This is a genomic window from Streptomyces sp. NPDC126499, from assembly GCF_040302485.1.
GTDB lineage: Bacteria > Actinomycetota > Actinomycetes > Streptomycetales > Streptomycetaceae > Streptomyces.
Genome location: NZ_JBEOUO010000032.1, coordinates 18,409 through 34,963 on the forward strand (window position 1 = coordinate 18,409; position 16,555 = coordinate 34,963).

Sequence of the window (16,555 nt, forward strand, 5' to 3'; positions counted from 1 at the left end):
CCGTACGGGACTGCTCCGTGCGGGACACTCCCGTACGAGCTGCTCCGTACGGGACTGCTCCGTGCGGGACACTCCCGTACGAGCTGCTCCGTACGGGACTGCTCCGTGCGGGACACTCCCGTACGAGCTGCTCCGTACGGGACTCGTCCGTGCGGGACACTCCCGTACGAGCTGCTCCGTACGGGACTCGTCCGTGCGGGACACTCCCGTACGAGCTGCTTCGTACGGGACTCCTCCGTACGGGCTCCGCGTGCGCGGCCCACCCCGGCTACGGCCAGGTGACCGTCGTCGGCGGGTCCCCGTCGTCCTCGACGCGCAGCCGCAGGCCGTCGTCGCCGGCGGCCACGTCGACGGTCAGGGAACCGACGCCCGGCCGGCGGTGGGCGGCGGCGAGCGCGCGGCGGAGCGCCGCGAGCAGCCGGTCGGCGGAGGTGTCGTCGGCGAGGGTGTCGACCGCGCCGGAGAAGCGCACGGAGGGCTGGAAGCCGAGCAGGGCCGCCGCGCCGCCGGTCTCGCGCAGCACGCGCCCGCGGAAGGAGGCCGGAGCGTCGGCGGGCGGCTGCTGGAGCGCGAAGATCGTCGTGCGGACCTCCTGGATCGTGGAGTCCAGCTCGTCGACCGCCCGGCCGAGGAGGGCGTCCACCTCGTGCGCGGCGGCCCGGCGCCGGGTGGACTCCAGCATCATCTCGGTGGCGAAGAGCCGCTGCACCACCAGGTCGTGCAGGTCACGGGCGATCCGGTCGCGGTCCTCGTAGACGGCGAGCCGCTCGCGGTCGTGCTGGGCGTCGGCGAGGACCAGGGCGAGGGCCGCCTGGGAGGCGAACTGGGAGGCGAGCAGCCGGTCCACCGCCGTGTACGGGCGGCCGCCGCGCCGCCGGGGCAGCGCCAGGGTGCCGATGAGCTTCCCGCCGCTCTGCAGCGGCAGCATCATCGAGGGCCCGAACCGGTTGCGTACGGGGGTGGTCATCCGGGGGTCGGTCGCCGAGTCCTCGACGAACACGGGCTCGCCGCCGAGCAGCTGGACCAGGACGGGGGAGCCGGGCGCGATCGTCGTGCCGACCAGGTCGCCGGGGTCGCCGGGGGTGGAGGCGGCGACGATCTCCATGCCGCCCTCCTCGGTCGGCTGGAGCACCACGCCGGCGGAGGCGTCGGCGAGCAGCCTGGCCCGTTCGGCGACGGTCGTCAGGGCGTCCTCGGCGCTCTCGCCGGAGAGCAGCGCGGTGGTGACGGCGGCGGCGCCCTCGATCCAGCGTTCGCGCTGCCGGGCCGTCTCGTACAGGCGGGCGTTGCCGATGGCGATGCCGGCCTGGGAGGCGAGGACCCGCAGCAGGGCCAGGTCCTCGTCGGTGAAGGGGCCGGTGCGCTTGTCGGTGAGGTAGAGGTTGCCGAACACCTCGGTGTGCACGCGGACGGGCACGCCGAGGAAGGAACGCATCTCCGGGTGCCCCTCGGGCACGCCGCGGGAGCGCGGGTCGGCGGTCAGGTCGCCCCGCCGCAGCGGGCGCGGGTCGTGGACGAGGACGCCGAGGAGTCCGGTGTGGCCGTCGGGGAGGCGGCCGATGCGCTGCCGCTGTTCCTCGGTCAGGCCGGAGGTGTACAGGTCGGTGAGGCGCCCGCGCTCGGGGTCGACGACCCCGAGCGCGCCGTAGCGGGCGCCGGTCAGCGCGGTGGCGGTCTCCACGAGGTACTGGAGGGTGGCGCGCAGTTCGAGCTCGCTGCCGACGCCGAGGACCGCTTCCAGGAGCATCGGCAGGCGGGGCGCCGGACCGTCCCCGCCCGTCTCGTCCGTGATCGGCATACGGCCATCGTCGTACAAGGCGTCCGGGCCCGTGGGTCAGTCCGCCTGGGACGGCTCGCGCTCGCGGTCGTGGTCGTGGTCGCGCTCGCGGTCACGGTCACGGTCACGGTCACGGTCGTGGTCTCGGTCGCGGTCGCCCAGCGGGTCGAGGACGAGCGGCTGGACCCGGCCCTCCAGCATGGCGCCGAGCCCGAGCACGGCGCACACGTCGGGCCGCTCGGCGATGTGCACGGGCATCCCGGTCGCCTCGCGCAGCATCTGGTCGAGGCCGGGCAGCAGGGCGCTGCCGCCGACCATCATGATGCCCCGGTCGGCGAGGTCGGCCACCAGGTCGGGCGGGCAGTCGCGGAGCACCTTGCCGATGCCGTCGAGGACGGCGGTCAGCGGCGTCTGGATGGCCTCGCGCACGGCGGCCGTGTCGACGGTCACCGAGCGGGCGAGGCCGGTGGCCACGTCACGGCCGTGGATCTCGGTGAAGGTCGGGCCCTCCAGGGTCAGGCCGTTGCCGTGCAGGGCGACCTGGAGCGGGCGGACCGACTGGCTCGGCAGCATCAGTTCGTGCTGGTGGCGCAGGTGCTGGATGACCGCGTGGTCGATGGCGTCGCCGCCTACGGGCATCCGCTCGGCGGTGACGATCGCGCCGAGCGAGAGCACCGCGACCTGCGTGGTGGCCGCCCCGCACACCAGGATCATGGTCGCGGTCGGCTGCTCCACGGGCAGCCCGCAGCCCACCGCCGCGGCGATCAGGGTGTCGACCAGCTCGACCCGGCGGGCACCCAGGCCGACCAGGGTCTCCACGGCGGCGCGCTGGGCGAGCGGGTCGCTGTCGTGCGGGGTGCAGGCGGCGGCCCGCAGCCGGGGCTTGCGGCGCAGCTGCCGGCGGAGCTTGTCGCCGAGGAGGTGACGGAGCATCCGCTGCGCCATCTCGATGTCGACGACGGTGCCGCCGGAGACCGGGCGGACCACCCGGATGTAGTCGGGGGTGCGGCCGGTCATCTTCTCGGCGAGGGCGCCGACGGCGATGAGCGCGCCGGTGCGGGTGTTCACGGCGGCGACGGACGGCTCGTCGACGACGAGGCCGGCGCCCTTGACGAAGACCCGGGTGCGGGCGGCGCCCAGGTCTACGGCGACATGGCAGCGGCGCAGCTGCTCAAGGCTGACGGTCACGGCGGTCCTCCGGAGTGCGGTGCTGGCACGGGCGAGGCGGCGCGCGCGGTGCGCGGTCCTTGTTGGAATCGTGCGGCCGCCCCGCCCCGGGCGCGCGCTGAGCTGAGCCGCCCGGGGGTGACCGGCCGGCTGACGCCGGGTCAGCTCCGGGTGGAGGTGACGTGCTGCGGGGTCGGCTCGGGGTGGAGGAGATGCGCCGCCGGGTCGGCTTCGGGCGGAGGCGACGTGCCGCCGGGTCAGCTCCGGGTGGAGGCGACGCGCTGCGGGGCCGGCTCGGGGTGGAGGTGACGTGCCGCCGGGTCGGCTCGGGGTGGAGGTGACGTGCCGCCGGGTCGGCTCGGGGTGGAGGTGACGTGCCGCCGGGTCGGTCAGGCCGGTGGTGGAAGCGGCCGTTGGAGCAGGCCCCAGGCGAACTCGGCGGCGTGCGCGGTGCCGTCGGGAAGGGTGAAGTCCAGGCGGACGAGGGCGGGACCGACGCCCTCGCGGGGCCGGGCGCCGGGGCACGCCCGCCAGACCTCGTCGGCCGTGACCCGCCACGGGCGCAGATCGGCCGCGGTACGCAGCTCGGGGGCGGCGGCGCCGGGGGCGCGGGTCAGGGAGCGGGACCACACCGCGCGGCGGGGGCCCACGAGGACGGTGAAGCGCAGCTCGGGCCAGAGCGGCACCGGCCAGGCCCAGGCCTCGCCGTCGGGGACTCCGGGCAGTCCGGTGACGGGCCGGCGGCTCTCCGGTTCGCCGAGGACCTGCCGGTAGCGGTCGAACTCGCCCGGACCGCGGCGGGCGTGCGCCCATGCCTGCCAGCGCTTGTTCGCCTCGCGCATGGCCGTGTGGCTCGCGCCCAGCTCGCGCAGGGCCTCGTCGACCAGACCGGCCTGGTGGTCGGCCATCCGGCGGAGCAGGACGAGCTGGAACTCGTACGGCCCAAAGGGGGCGGCAGGGGTCATGCACCCATCCTGCACCGAAGGGGGATATTCACGACGACGCGCCGTCGACCTGCGGTTTCCTCACAGGATCCTCACGTTCACGCCTATCAGCCGTGTCCGCGGGCCACATAGCCTGCGGGCGCCATGGATTACTGCCACCAGTGCCGGCGGCATCTCAACGGCGCCCTGGCCTGCGCCGGCTGCGGGACCCCCGCCGAGGAGCTGCGATACCGCACACCCCCTGCTCCTCGCTCGCTCGCGGAACCGCCCGCGGAACCGGCCGAGACCCTGCCGGCCGTCGCGCCGGAGTTCAGCTATGAGCTGGACCCGCTCGAACCGCCCCGGCCGGCCGAGGGGCGCGCCGCCGCGCGCCGGCGCGCGAAGGACGGCGGGAGGGGCAGGAACGGCGGAAAGGGCGGCGGCGGTCGACGGGGGCGCTCGCGGCGCGGGCGCACGGTCCTGCTCGGCACGCTCGGCTTCGCGCTCGCGGCCGGTTCGATGAGCATGGCCAAGCTGGCCGTGGCGCCGGACGACGGCGGCGCGGCCACCGCCGTGGAGCTGGAAGACGTGCCCGAGGCCACCCTGGACCCCGATCCGCCGGCTCCCTCGGAGAGCGCCGGGCAGCCGGACGGCCCCGACCCGGTCGACTCGGCGGCGCCCCGTCCGACGGCCAGCCGTGAGGCCACCAAAGCCCCCGGCCGTGGCGGCGGCTGGAGCGGCGGCGGTTCCGGCGGCGGTACGGGCACGGGCACGGGTACGGGTGGGAGCGCGGGGACCGGTGACGGTCCGGGCACGGGTCCGGGCGGCGACGGGCCGGGCGCCTCGCCCAGCGCGACCGTGAGCGACCCGCCGCCCTCCTCCGGCGCGCCCTCGACCAGCCCGTCGGTCACGAAGAGCGGCGGCCCCGCGCCCACCACGGGCGGCCCGCCCCCGACCACCAGCCCCACCCCCCAGCCGACCCCGACCTGCACGCGCTTCCTGTGGTGGTGCGTCTAGGGGGCTTCTTGCCGATCATCCTCCGGGGTCTCGGCGAACCAGGAGCGGCCCTCGGCCCAGTGGGTCGCCCATCCGGTGAAGCCGGGGGTGCCCGGCATCAGGGAGCCAGGCGGGGTGCCGAAGGGGACGGCACCGTTCTCGTCGGTCAGCCACACGTGACCGCGCTGCGGGCCGGTGACGATCAGGTGCCAGTACATGGCGCAGCCGTCGGTGCCGAGCAGCAGCGAACCGTGACCGAGCAGGGCCTCCCACAGGGCCTCGGACTCCTCCTCCGACAGCTCCTCCCCCTCGTCCTCCCAGCCCCACGAGGTCGTGAACGGGAACGGCTCGGCGAGAAGGCGCTCGGAGCCGTCCGTGTCCCAGTCGTCGGGGATGTCCGCGAAGGGCAGCAGGCCGTAGTCCGGCGGGCAGGCCGTCGCAGACCTCCGCCACGAAGGTGCGGTACGGCTCCGGCAGGACGATGCCGTGTTCCGCCTCGAAGGACCGCACCGCCTCCCAGCCGGCCGGCGGGGCCGCGTCGGGGCGTGACGCGAAGATCTCGCGGAGGGCGGCCAGCTCTGCCGCGTCGCAGGTTTCCGTGTTCATGCCGGTCATCATGCGAGATCCGAAAGAGGCACCTCAGAGGCATCCCCCAGGCGCCGCCGGGGCGTGTGGCCGTGTTCTACGGTGCGGCCGTGTTCTACGGCGCCGTCTCCTCGCCCAGCATCCGCTTCAGCAGGTCGCGCAGCAGCGTGCGCTCGACCTCGGTGAGCTCGCCGAGCGGTTCGCGCGCGAAGTGGAGGGAGTCGCGGAGCTTGCGGGCGGTGGCGCGGCCCTCCTCGGTGGGGGCGGCGACCTTGACCCGGCGGTCGGCGGGGTCGGGGCGGCGCTCCACCAGGCCGCGGGACTCCAGGCGGTCGATGATCCCGGTGACGTTCGACGGCTCGCACTTGAGCTTGTCGGCGATCTTCCGCATCGGCGTGGGCTCCAGGGCGAGCAGGCCGAGGACCCGGGCCTGGGCGCCGGTGAGGGCGTGCGCGGCGGCGGCCTGCTCGTACTCCTCGTGGTAGCGGGCCACGACCGTGCCGATGAGTTCCACGACTTCCAGCGTCAGGGGGTCCGTGCGTGAGGTGGGCATGGGAGGCATCGTACCCGGATACTTGACAACCTGAAATATCCAGGCGCATGGTTGTTTCAGCACATGAAGCATTTCTGTGTCAGCAGAGAAGCACTTCCAGGAGGCCCCGCCGATGTCCGTACTCCCCGCGTCCAGCCGTGAGTGGCACCTCGTCTCCCGCCCGCACGGCTGGCCCGTGCCCGCGGACTTCGCCCTGCGCGAGACCCCGGTCTCCGAGCCCGCCGAGGGCCGGATCCTCGTGCGCAACGTGCACTTCTCCGTCGACCCGTACATGCGCGGCCGGATGAACGACGTGAAGTCCTACGTCCCGCCCTTCAAGCTCGACCACCCCATGGACGGCGGCGCCGTCGGCGAGGTCGTCGCCTCCAACGCCGAGGGCTTCGCCGTCGGCGACCACGTCCTGCACGGCCTCGGCTGGCGCGAGTACGCCGACGTGCCCGCCCAGCACGCCACCAAGGTCGACCCGGAGCTCGCCCCGCTCTCCGCCTACCTCGGCGTCCTCGGCATGCCCGGCCTCACCGCCTACGCCGGCCTCTTCGAGGTGGCCTCCTTCAAGGAGGGCGACGCCGTCTTCGTCTCCGGCGCCGCCGGTGCCGTCGGCAGCCAGGTCGGCCAGATGGCGCGGCTCAAGGGCGCCTCCCGGGTCATCGGCTCGGCCGGTTCCGACGAGAAGGTCAAGTGGCTCGTCGAGGAGCTCGGCTTCGACGCCGCCTTCAACTACAAGGACGGCCCCGTCAAGGACCAGCTCCGCGAGGCCGCCCCGGACGGCATCGACGTCTACTTCGACAACGTCGGCGGCGACCACCTCGAAGCCGCGATCTCCTCGCTCAACGTGCACGGCCGCGCCACCATCTGCGGCATGATCGCGCAGTACAACGACACCGAGCCGGTCCCCGGCCCGCGCAACATGGCCATGATCATCGGCAAGCGGCTGCGCCTCCAGGGCATCCTCGTCGGCGACCACTACGGACTGCAGCAGCAGTTCGTCGACGAGGTCGGCGGCTGGCTGCGCTCGGGCGAGCTGAAGTACGGCGAGACCTTCGTCGAGGGCATCGAGAACGGCGTGGACGCCTTCCTCGGCATGCTCCGCGGCGACAACACCGGAAAGATGATCGTCTCGGCGACCCGTTAGTCTTCCCTCAGCCGTCGCGATCGTGGGCGCGAGTCGCGGCGAACAGAAGAAGGAAGACAACAGCATGTCGATACAGCAGTCCGACGTCCTGTACACCGCCGTCGCCACCGCCGAGAACGGTCGCGACGGCCGGGTCGCCACCGACGACGGCCGCCTCGATGTCGTCGTCAACCCGCCCAAGGCCATGGGCGGCTCCGGCGAGGGCACCAACCCGGAGCAGCTCTTCGCCGCCGGGTACAGCGCCTGCTTCCAGGGCGCCCTGGGTGTCGTGGCCCGCAACGAGAACGCGGACATCTCCGGCTCGACGGTCACCGCCGAGGTCGGCATCGGCAAGAACGACGACGGCTTCGGCATCATCGTGAAGATCTCGGCGAACATCCCCAACGTGGACGCCGAGACCGCCAAGGGCCTGATCGAGAAGGCCCACCAGGTCTGCCCGTACTCCAAGGCGACCCGCGGCAACATCACGGTCGAGCTCGCCGTCTGACGACCCGGTTCGACGTACGGGTTTCCGACCCGCACACTGAAGGGGGGCCGCACCCTGACCGACCAGGGTGCGGCCCCCTTCTTCTGCCGTGTTCTCTGCCTTCCGCCGTGTCCTTCGCCGGGTCAGCGGGCCAGCAGCGCCCGGCCCACCAGGGCGAACGAGCCCTTCGGATGGTCACGGAACAGCGGCTCCGTGCCAATCAGCACCACGGGGGCGCCGTGCGACGCCCGGCCGCTCACGACCGCCGCCTGCCCGGCGGCGTCCGCCGGACCGCCCCGGCCTTCCGCGTCCGGTCGCCAGTGCCCCGAGACCAGCGGCGCCCCCGGCGCGTACGACAGCTCCGTCCGCACCCCCGCCCCGAGCCCGGTGAACCACAGCGGCGAGTAGACGAAGGTGTGCGCCGGGGCGCCCGCGGACAGCGGCCCGCCGGTGCCGCGCACCGCCACCACCCCGTTCGCGTCCCCGTTGCCCTCGACGGCGGTCACCGGCAGCAGCCCCGCCGCCGCGTTGAACGCGGCACCGGCCGCGCCCGCGCCGACCACGCCCACCCCGCTCCGGCGCAGTGCCTCCCGGGCCGCCGGCGTCAGCTCCGCCCAGTCCAGGCCCTGCGAGACGTAGAGCACATCCGCCCCGGGCGCCCCAGAAGCCCCGGGCGCCCCAGACGCGCCCGACGCGCCCGAAGCCCCGGAGGCCCGCGAAGCTCCCGACGCCCCCGACGTGCCCGACCACGCGAAGCCCGCGTTCAGGACCTTCGCCGACACCGGCACCACCTCGAAGCCCATCTCCCGCAGCGCGAACAGCTCGCCCGCCGACGCCGAGGCCGCCACCCGGGTCCGTGCCAGCGGCGCCGCGCCCCGTTGCTTCGTGGCCCGGAACACCACCCCGTAGCGCTCCGCGAGCTCCCGCGCCGCCGCCCGCGCCGCGCCCGGCACGACCGCCGCCCCGTCCGCCGTACGGCGCACCGCGACACCGCGCTCCAGGAGCGCGTTCACCGCCGCCAGTTCCCTCGGGTCGTCGAGCCGCAGCAGCAGGTCGCCGAACGGGGCGACCGAGCCGGTCGGCGCCGCCACCCGCACCGGACGCACCACGGCCGGGACCGGGCCGCGCTCCACCTTCCGCACGGTGGCGCCCCACAGCAGCCCGAGGCTCCACCCCGAGATGTCGTACATCGTCGACACGTCGGCGCTGATGTCCCGGCCCTCCGCCAGGATCACGTTCGCCAGCCCCCGCTTCGGCTGGCGCATGTCGACCACGTACGAGCCGTCCTTCGCCCGCCCCACCCGCACGTCGTTGGCGACCAGATGGTCCACCAGGCGTGCCGCCGCGACCGCAGACCGCTGCGCCCGCCCCGCCGGGATCACGTACGCGCGCGGGAAGGTGGTCGTGTACACGTCCTCCGGCCCGATGCCGGGCACCCCCGGCACCGTCTCCGGTGACACCGGCCGCTGCGGCTCGCCCGCCGCGCCCCGCCGGAAGGTCTCGATCTGGTCGGCGATCAAGGAGGACCGGTGGGTGTCGGCGTAGTCGAGCGCGGCCCGCATCGCCGCGCCCGCGATGTCGACGTTGATCGCGGCCCGGCGCCGCAGCTCCGCCACCGGCAGCGTGTCGTACGCCCGGTTGTTGACCTGCATCGGGAACTCGATGGTGTGCGCCGCGACCGCGCCCTGGAACGGCATGTACTGCGGGGTGAAGATCGGCGGCCAGTCGTCCCAGCCCTCCCGCTGGTCGCGGAAGGGGATGACCGCCGGTTCGACGCCGTCCTTCGCGGGGGTGTAGCCGAGGGCGTTGACGGCCTTCTCCATGCCGAGGGCGTTGGCGTAGGAGTTCTTCAGGAAGAGGTCGTACTCGTAGTTCTCGCCGTGCGGCGGGGTGGTCGGCTCGATCAGGGTGCCGTTGACATAGCCGTGCAGGTCCAGCATCACGGCCGGCTGCTTGTCGACGGCGATCCGGCGGATCGCGCGGGCCTCCGGCTGGGAGGCGGTGACGAAGTCGCGGTTGAGGTCGAAGCCGGCGGCGTTGGCGCGGGTGCCCGCGATCCGGCCGTCCGGATTGGCCGTCACATTGAGGTGGACCCGGGTCTTCGCGAGCAGGCCGGCGGTCTTGCGGTCGGTGGCGGTGGCCAGCTCCTCGACGAGCCGCAGCGCCGCGTCCGTGCCCTCCCACTCGTTGCCGTGGATGTTGTTGTTGATGAACACCGGCGTCTTGTACGCGGCCTTGATCCGCGGGTCCTCGGCCGCCGCGGCCGGCGCGTTCTCGATGCGCTCGCGCATCCGCTCCTGCTCGCGGGCCTCCGCGGCGGACTCCGGCGCGGTGACCGTCACCAGATACAGCTCGCGCCCGCCTGCCGAGCGCCCGGCGACCTCGACGCTCACCCGGTCGCCCAGCTTCTGAAGGGCGTTGAGCCGCGGGGCGAGCGAGTGATACGGGGCGAGGCCCAGCTTCAGGGACTTGTCGGCCGGGTTCTCCGGCGGCACGGCCAGCTCCGTACGGCGCGGATAGCGTCCGTCCGAGGGCCGGGCGGCGGGCGACACGACGGGGGAGGAGTGGGCCGCCGTCCGGGGCAGCGCGGCCGCGGCCGGACCGGACCCGCCCCGCTCCCGTACGGGATGGGGACCGCCCGTCCCCGGGCCGGGCCCCGGCGGGGCGGCGCTCGCGGGCAGCGCGGTCAGGAGCAGGGCGCCGAGGACCGCACCGGCGGTGGCGATCGGAAAGCTCGGAAGGGAACGGGGTCGTGCCATGCGTGCGAACCTCCGTGGATGATCCGATGATCATTACGGAGGGGTCTACCGTCTCAACTCGGGAACAACAAGAGGGCCTCGCCCAGGCACGCGGTTAGGGTGATCGACATGCGTGATTTCGGGGCGGGATTCGGTTACCTGCTGCAAGGTCAGAAGTGGGTCGGCAGGAACGGCCGGTGGTTCGGGTTCGGACTGCTGCCCGGCCTCGTCACCTTCGTCCTCTACGTCGGGGCGCTCGCCGGCCTGTTCTACGGTGCCGACGACCTGACCGCCTGGGCGACGCCGTTCGCCGACGACTGGGGCTCGCCCTGGCAGGACCTGCTCCGCGGCACCCTGACCTTCCTGGTCTTCGCGCTCGGCCTCTTCCTCGCCGTGATCACCTTCACCGCCGTGACCCTGCTGATCGGCCAGCCCTTCTACGAGTCGCTGTCCGAGGCCGTCGACCGGGGCGAGGGCGGCGAGGTGCCCGAGTCCGGGCTCCCGCTGTGGCGCGAGCTGTGGATCTCCGCCCGGGACAGCCTCCGCGTGCTGGTGCGGGTCGCCTTCTTCGGCATCCTGCTGTTCGCGGCCGGCTTCATCCCGGTCGTCGGCCAGACCGTCGTCCCGGTGCTCGGCTTCTGCGTCTCCGGCTTCTTCCTCACCCATGAGCTCACCTCGGTCGCGCTCCAGCGGCGCGGCGTCGAGTTCAAGGAGCACCTCGCGATGCTGCGCGGCCGCCGGATGGCCGCCCTGGGCTTCGGCGTGCCCCTCACCCTCGCCTTCCTGGTCCCCTTCGTCGCCGTCCTGCTGATGCCGGGCGCGGTCGCCGGGGCCACCCTGATGGCCCGTGAGCTGACCGGCGAGGCGGCGACGGACCGCGACGGTGGGGGCGACGGAACGCAGGGCGACGGGCGGAGCCCGTCCCCGCACCCGCCGGTGACCTTCCGCAAGAACTGAAGGCTGAAGAACCGAAGACGGAAGAACCGAAGACCGAAGAACGGAAGACGGAAGAACCGAAGACGGAAGAACCGAGGACGGAAGAACCGAAGAACTGACGGTCCGGCGGCAACCTTTCGCCTTCCGGCGGCGACCACCCGTCGCACGCTCCCCCCACGGAAGGAACCACCGCCCATGGCTCGACGAGCTCCCCGGCCCACCCGCCACCGCCGCAAGGTCGCCCCGCGCCGCGCGCTGATCGCCGCCCTGGCCGCCTTCGGCCTCACCGGCTCGGCCGTCGTCGTCTCCGGCCTGCTCGCCCCGGCGGGCGCGGCCACCGCCGCCTGGCCCGAGGCGAAGGGCTCCGTACCGGTCGCCCGGACCGTCGAGGTCTCGGGCACGTACGACGGCAAGCTCAAGCGGCACTACGGCACCGGGGCGCTCGGCTCCGGCGGCCAGGAAGAGGGCCAGGACCCGGTCTTCGTCCTGGCGGACGGCGCCGTCCTGAAGAACGTGGTGATCGGCACCCCGGCCGCCGACGGCGTCCACTGCCTCGGCAGCTGCACCCTGCAGAACGTGTGGTGGGAGGACGTCGGCGAGGACGCCGCCACCTTCAAGGGCACCTCGCCCCGCGCGGTCTACACGGTGTACGGGGGCGGTGCCCGCAGGGCCTCCGACAAGGTCTTCCAGTTCAACGGCGCGGGCAAGCTGGTGGTGACGAAGTTCCAGGCCGCCGACTTCGGCAAGCTGATCCGTACGTGCGGCAACTGCGCGAAGCAGTATCAGCGGACGGTCATCGTCAACGACGTGGACATCACCGCGCCCGGCAAGGCGATCGTCGGCGTCAACGCCAACTACGGCGACACCGCGGCCCTGCGGAAGGTCCGCGTCCACGGCGACGCCAAGAAGAAGATCAAGCCGTGCGTCCGCTTCCAGGGCAACAGCACGGGCAGGGAACCGACCGAGCTCGGCTCCGGCCCCGACGGCACCACCTGCCGCTACACGGCGGCCGACCTCTCTTACGAGTAGGCCCGCGCCCGGCCCGCCGTACGGGAAGCAGGGCGCCCCCCGCTTCCCGTACGGGCGCTTCAGCCGACCTCGGGCGACAACGCCTTTCCCGTACGGGCGGTTCAGCCGACCTCGGCGAGCACGAAGCCCGGCTTGTCCGGGCCCGCGTCGGCGATCCGCCCGCCGTCCGGGCCCCAGGCCCCGGCCATGCCGCCGCCCACGCCGTCCTCGTTGGCCCCGAGCACGTTGCCCAGGACCACGTACAGGCCGAAGTCGCGGGCCCGCACCGGATAGACCCGGTCGAAGGAGTCGTTGTCGGCCGCGAGCACCGAACTCGCCAGGTACACCGCGCAGCCGTCGGCGGCGGCCCGCTCGGCGAGCTCGGGGAAGCGGTTGTCGTAGCAGGTGGCGAGGGCGAAGCGGAGCCCGTCGAGCTCGAACCGACCGTCGGATCCGCCCGGCTCGAACACCTCCGCCTCCACGCCGTACAGGTGCTGCTTGTCGTAGCGGGTGAGCAGGCCGCCGTCCGGGCCGAGGACGAGGCTGGTGATGCCGGGCCGGCCGGCGGCGGTGCGGACCGGGCCGTTGACCACGGCCGCCGCCGAGACGGCCCGGCAGGCCTCGCGTACGGGGTCGAGCCGGGGGTCGTCCTCGGTCAGGACGAGCTCGGCCCTGGCACGGATCAGGCTCGGCTCGTAACCGGTGAGGGACAGCTCGGAGAAGACCACGAGGCGGGCGCCCTCGGCTCCGGCGGCGCGTATGAGACCGGCGAGGGTCGTGACGTTGGCGGCGATGTCCCCGGCGGCCGGGGCGAACTGCGTGGCGGCGACGATCATGGCCCGCATCATCGCACCCCCTGCTCACCCAGGGACCGGGCCGTCTCGCGCAGCAGCCCCAGGAACGCGGTCGCCGCCACCGTCGGAGCGGGCGGGGTCGCGGCGCAGATCCGGCGGTACGGGACGTCGTCCGGGTGGATCGTCACCAGGGCCACGTCAGGGCGCACGGACGCCGCCGCGAGCGCCGGTACGAGGGTGACGCCGAGCCCGGCCGCGACCGCGCCCAGCTTGGCGATCCAGTCGTGCGCGACCAGACCCGTGCGCGGCCGGAACCCGGCGGCGACGGCCGGGCGCAGCAGGGTGTCCTCCAGCCGTTCGTCGCCGACGATCCACTCCTCGCCGGCGAGCTGGCCGAGCCGCACGTCCCGCCGCCCGGCGCTCGGATGCCCACGCTCCAGGGCCACCAGCATCGGCTCCTCCAGGAGGTGATGCAGAGTCACCCCCTCCGGCTCGGGTGCCCCGGCGGCCGGGCTCACCACGGCCAGGTCCTCCTCACCGGCCGCGACGAGCCCCAGGTGCTTCACCGAGGGCCCCTCGACCCGGATCACCGTCACGCCCGGGTGCCGTTCCCGGAAGGCGGCCTGCGCGCGCGGGACGAGAGCGGCGCCCGCACTGGCGAAGGCCCCGAGCCGCAACAGCCCGCCGTCCAGGGTCCGCAGGGCCTCCAGCTCCGCCCGCGCCAGGGCGAGGCGGTCCCGTAGCGCCTCGGCGTGCGGCAGCAGCACCCGGCCCGCCTCGCTGAGCCGCACCCCGCGCGGCAGCCGCTCGAAGAGGGCCGCGCCGGTCTCGTCCTCCAGGGCCTGGATCTGGCGGGAGACCGCGGACTGGGTGTAGTCGAGGGAGCGGGCGGCGGCGGTGAAGGACCCGGCCTGGGCGACGGCGAGGAACACCTCGTACAGGCTCTGGGAGGCATGCGGAGTGGGCATGGCTGCCATGCTAGACATTCGCTGGTCGCATGGGCTCCCCTCGCCTAGCGTCGAAGCCATGCAGAGCGAGACGACGAACAAGACGCCCGGCACCCCCGCGAACACGACGACGAACGAGGCGCCCGGCGCCACCCCGAACAGGGCGACGAACGAGGCGCCCGGTGCCACGGCGAACGAGACGACGAGCAAGACGCCCGGCACCCCCGCGAACACGACGACGAACGAGGCGCCCGGCGTCGCCGCGGCGAACGAGACGCAGGGCGCGCCGCAGGCCGGGACAGGAGACGACCCCGCGCCCAGGATCGCCTTCCTCGGGCTCGGCGGCATGGGCCTGCCCATGGCCCGCCGCCTCCTCGACGCCGGTCACCCGCTCACCGTCTGGAACCGCACGCCCGCCAAGGCCGACGCCCTGGTCGCGGCCGGTGCGGTGCGGGCCGTGACGCCCGCCGAGGCCGTCGCCGACGCCGACGTGGTCATCACGATGCTGGCCGACCCGGCCGCCGCGTTCGCCGTGGCCGACGCCATGATCCCGGCCCTGCGCCCCGGCACGTACTGGATCGACACCTCGACCGTCGGCCCCGACACCGTCCGCGACCTCGCCGGCCGGCTCCCCGTCGGTGTCACTTTGGTCGACGCGCCCGTCATGGGCAGCATCGACCGGGCCGCCTCCGGCGAGCTGCTCATCTTCGCGGGCGGCGACACCGCACCCGTCGCCGCCGTCCTCGACCGGCTCGGCACCGTCACCCCCTGCGGCGGCCCCGGCACCGGCGCCGCCCTCAAGCTGGTCCTCATCAACGCGGTCATCGGCGGCGTCGCCCTGATCGGCGAGGCGCTCACCCTCGCCGACTCCCTCGGGCTGCCGCGCGAGCTGGCGCTGCGCACCCTCGGCGCGGGCCCCCTCGCCGGCGCCGTCGGCCGCGCGACCGCGACCGGCGTCCACTTCCCCGTCGCCCTGGCCGCCAAGGACGTCGGCCTGGCGACCGCCGCCACCGCCGCGAAGCTCCCCGTCCTGGAAGCCGTCCACACGGCCCTGACCGCCGACCCCGCCCTGCTCGCCGAGGACCTGGCGGCCGTGGCGCGCTGAGCGGCACGGGGACGGGCACCGGGGCGTCCGCGCCGGGGCATGCGCCCCACGTCCCCCGGTCCCGCTGGTCCGGCCCGTCCCGCTGGTCCGGCCCGTCCCGCTGGTCCGGCCCGTCCTGCCGGTGGCGGCCGGTCCCGCCGGTTCCGCCAGTCCCGCTAGGCGCCGGAGGCCCCCGCCGCTACCGCCACGATCGCCCGTACCTGGGCGATGATGTCGAGCCGGTTGCGCACGAACTCGGCGTCGGTGACCGTGCCCGTCGCCGGGTCGGTGTTGCCCGCGCCGAACCGCAGGACCGGGGTGTGCACATGGCCGCCCGGCAGGCCGGTCAGGCCGAGGCGGTCGCGCAGCAGGGTGGCGCGGTAGGCGATCTCGTTGGAGAGGTAGTTCCCGCCGCCGCCCGCCCGGGCGAGGGAGCCGGGCGTCGGACCGTCGGGCCGGACCACCGGCGTGCCGGAGCCGGCCGGGACCTCGGTCACCGTGGTGTTGTCGTACACGGGGAAACGCCCGGTCGGCGCGGCCGTGATCGCCGCGTACGGCAGGGTCGACGACGTCCACTGCGGCTGCGTCGCCGGATCGGCCACCGGCACCGTCTCCGTACGGGAGACGTTCTCGTTGTCCGGGAAGCCGCCGCGCCAGGCCCCGTTGGTCCGCTCGATGTCGAAGCGGTCCGGCCGGCCCTGGCTCACCGTGGTGAAGAGGTCGACCTCCGGCAGGTGCGGGGCAAGGGCGCGCTCGACCGTGCCGTCGGCGAAGTCCTGCCAGCGGACCGGGAAGACGGCCGTCTCGATCCGGGCGAGGGAGCCGTCGGCGGTGCGCAGCCAGGTGCCGTCCAGGGCGAGCGCGGTGGCCCCGGAGGGGTTGCTGATCCGCACGTCCCGGTCCAGCGTGAACGGGTCGAAGCCGGTGAGCAGGATCCGCTTGACGCCCTTTCCGGCCGGGAGGCGGATCGAGTCCTGGCCGCGCGAGGAGCGTTCGAGCCGGTCGAGCAGCCGGGCGCGTGCCTCCTCGGTGAGTCCGAACGGCGGCTGCCAGGTGCGCAGTTCGCGGGTGAGGGCGAGCCGTGCCCAGTACAGCGGCCGGTCGTCGTCCCGGCTGAGGTCGCCGCCGTCCGGCCCGCGCCCCTGCGCCCGGTCGACCGCTCGCCGCCACAGCGCCGATCCGTGCCGTACGACCGTCCGCTCGGCCTCGGCGAAGGAGTCGGCCTTCGCGAGCGAGCGGGCGAACTCCGGTGCCAGGGAGTCGAATCCGCTGCGCCGCAGGATCTCCCGCGGCGCCGCCCGGTCGAGCCGGGCCTCCTCGACGCCGGCGGCCGGTGCTTGCGCCGCGGCGGCGGGGGCGGCGGCCGGGGCGGCGGGTGCCGTGGCGACCAGGGCCAGGGCGAGGGCGAGCGTGCTGCGTATCGCGGGCACGGGAGTCCTTCCGTACGGC

Annotated in this window: 14 protein-coding genes and 2 pseudogenes; 7 read left to right on the top strand and 9 right to left on the bottom strand. The window is 74.3% G+C overall.

Annotation, left to right across the window (positions count from 1 at the left end):
- Nucleotides 1–282 (top strand): hypothetical protein (locus tag ABTZ91_RS31560; RefSeq protein ID WP_352080650.1); only part of this gene is annotated, 282 nt, incomplete at its 5' end.
- Here the strand turns inward: ABTZ91_RS31560 and ABTZ91_RS31565 are convergent.
- The 3 genes and pseudogenes from ABTZ91_RS31565 to ABTZ91_RS31575 form a co-directional block, all read right to left on the bottom strand.
- Nucleotides 269–1,798: a GAF domain-containing protein gene (locus ABTZ91_RS31565; protein WP_352080651.1), complete on the bottom strand. Its 1,530-nt coding sequence runs from the start codon at nt 1,796–1,798 to the stop codon at nt 269–271. The genes ABTZ91_RS31560 and ABTZ91_RS31565 overlap by 14 nt on opposite strands.
- A 138-nt stretch (nt 1,799–1,936) precedes the next feature.
- Nucleotides 1,937–2,965: pseudogene (locus tag ABTZ91_RS31570) on the bottom strand (rod shape-determining protein); the annotation flags it as partial.
- A gap of 368 nt (nt 2,966–3,333) precedes the next feature.
- On the bottom strand, nt 3,334–3,909 hold the full coding sequence (locus ABTZ91_RS31575) for a hypothetical protein (RefSeq protein ID WP_352080652.1): 576 nt from the start codon (nt 3,907–3,909) through the stop codon (nt 3,334–3,336).
- Between the two features lie 123 nt (nt 3,910–4,032).
- Between ABTZ91_RS31575 and ABTZ91_RS31580 the strand changes: the two genes are divergently transcribed.
- Nucleotides 4,033–4,884: a hypothetical protein gene (locus ABTZ91_RS31580; RefSeq protein WP_352080653.1), complete on the top strand. Its 852-nt coding sequence runs from the start codon at nt 4,033–4,035 to the stop codon at nt 4,882–4,884.
- Here the strand turns inward: ABTZ91_RS31580 and ABTZ91_RS31585 are convergent.
- Both ABTZ91_RS31585 and ABTZ91_RS31590 read right to left on the bottom strand, forming a co-directional pair.
- Nucleotides 4,881–5,481 (bottom strand): annotated as a pseudogene (locus ABTZ91_RS31585) (SMI1/KNR4 family protein). The gene ABTZ91_RS31580 and the pseudogene ABTZ91_RS31585 sit on opposite strands and share 4 nt — an antisense overlap.
- Nucleotides 5,482–5,563: 82 nt before the next feature.
- Nucleotides 5,564–6,001 (bottom strand): MarR family transcriptional regulator, encoded by a 438-nt coding sequence (locus tag ABTZ91_RS31590; RefSeq protein WP_352080654.1) that lies wholly within the window; start codon nt 5,999–6,001, stop codon nt 5,564–5,566.
- 112 nt (nt 6,002–6,113) lie between these two features.
- Between ABTZ91_RS31590 and ABTZ91_RS31595 the strand changes: the two genes are divergently transcribed.
- Together ABTZ91_RS31595 and ABTZ91_RS31600 are read left to right on the top strand one after the other, a co-directional pair.
- On the top strand, nt 6,114–7,133 hold the full coding sequence (locus tag ABTZ91_RS31595; protein ID WP_352080655.1) for an NADP-dependent oxidoreductase: 1,020 nt from the start codon (nt 6,114–6,116) through the stop codon (nt 7,131–7,133).
- 64 nt (nt 7,134–7,197) lie between these two features.
- Nucleotides 7,198–7,620: an organic hydroperoxide resistance protein gene (locus ABTZ91_RS31600; protein WP_352080656.1), complete on the top strand. Its 423-nt coding sequence runs from the start codon at nt 7,198–7,200 to the stop codon at nt 7,618–7,620.
- 122 nt (nt 7,621–7,742) lie between these two features.
- On the opposite strand, the gene ABTZ91_RS31605 is transcribed toward ABTZ91_RS31600, so the two are convergent.
- A complete protein-coding gene (locus ABTZ91_RS31605) occupies nt 7,743–10,358 on the bottom strand; it encodes a M14 family zinc carboxypeptidase (RefSeq protein WP_352080657.1) in 2,616 nt (871 codons plus the stop codon).
- Nucleotides 10,359–10,466: 108 nt separating this feature from the next.
- Between ABTZ91_RS31605 and ABTZ91_RS31610 the strand changes: the two genes are divergently transcribed.
- Entirely contained in the window at nt 10,467–11,294 is an 828-nt protein-coding gene (locus tag ABTZ91_RS31610) for an EI24 domain-containing protein (protein WP_352080658.1), read from the top strand.
- A 174-nt stretch (nt 11,295–11,468) separates the two neighbouring features.
- A complete protein-coding gene (locus ABTZ91_RS31615) occupies nt 11,469–12,302 on the top strand; it encodes a pectate lyase (RefSeq protein ID WP_352080659.1) in 834 nt (277 codons plus the stop codon).
- 101 nt (nt 12,303–12,403) lie between these two features.
- Here the strand turns inward: ABTZ91_RS31615 and ABTZ91_RS31620 are convergent, their stop codons facing one another.
- Both ABTZ91_RS31620 and ABTZ91_RS31625 read right to left on the bottom strand, forming a co-directional pair.
- The gene (locus ABTZ91_RS31620) at nt 12,404–13,117 is read right to left on the bottom strand and encodes a carbon-nitrogen hydrolase family protein (RefSeq protein ID WP_352080660.1); all 714 of its coding nucleotides are present in this window, start codon (nt 13,115–13,117) and stop codon (nt 12,404–12,406) included.
- Nucleotides 13,118–13,125: 8 nt separating this feature from the next.
- Complete coding sequence (locus ABTZ91_RS31625) at nt 13,126–14,052, bottom strand: LysR family transcriptional regulator (RefSeq protein WP_407078067.1); 927 nt, start codon at nt 14,050–14,052, stop codon at nt 13,126–13,128.
- A 49-nt stretch (nt 14,053–14,101) separates the two neighbouring features.
- On the opposite strand from ABTZ91_RS31625, the gene ABTZ91_RS31630 reads away from it, so the two are divergent.
- The gene (locus ABTZ91_RS31630; RefSeq protein ID WP_352080662.1) at nt 14,102–15,127 is read left to right on the top strand and encodes an NAD(P)-binding domain-containing protein; all 1,026 of its coding nucleotides are present in this window, start codon (nt 14,102–14,104) and stop codon (nt 15,125–15,127) included.
- A gap of 155 nt (nt 15,128–15,282) precedes the next feature.
- Here ABTZ91_RS31630 and ABTZ91_RS31635 read toward each other — a convergent pair whose 3' ends face one another.
- Nucleotides 15,283–16,527 carry a pyroglutamyl peptidase gene (locus tag ABTZ91_RS31635; protein WP_407078071.1) on the bottom strand — a complete coding sequence of 415 codons (1,245 nt, stop codon included), beginning with the start codon at nt 16,525–16,527 and terminating at the stop codon, nt 15,283–15,285.
- Nucleotides 16,528–16,555 lie beyond the last annotated feature (28 nt).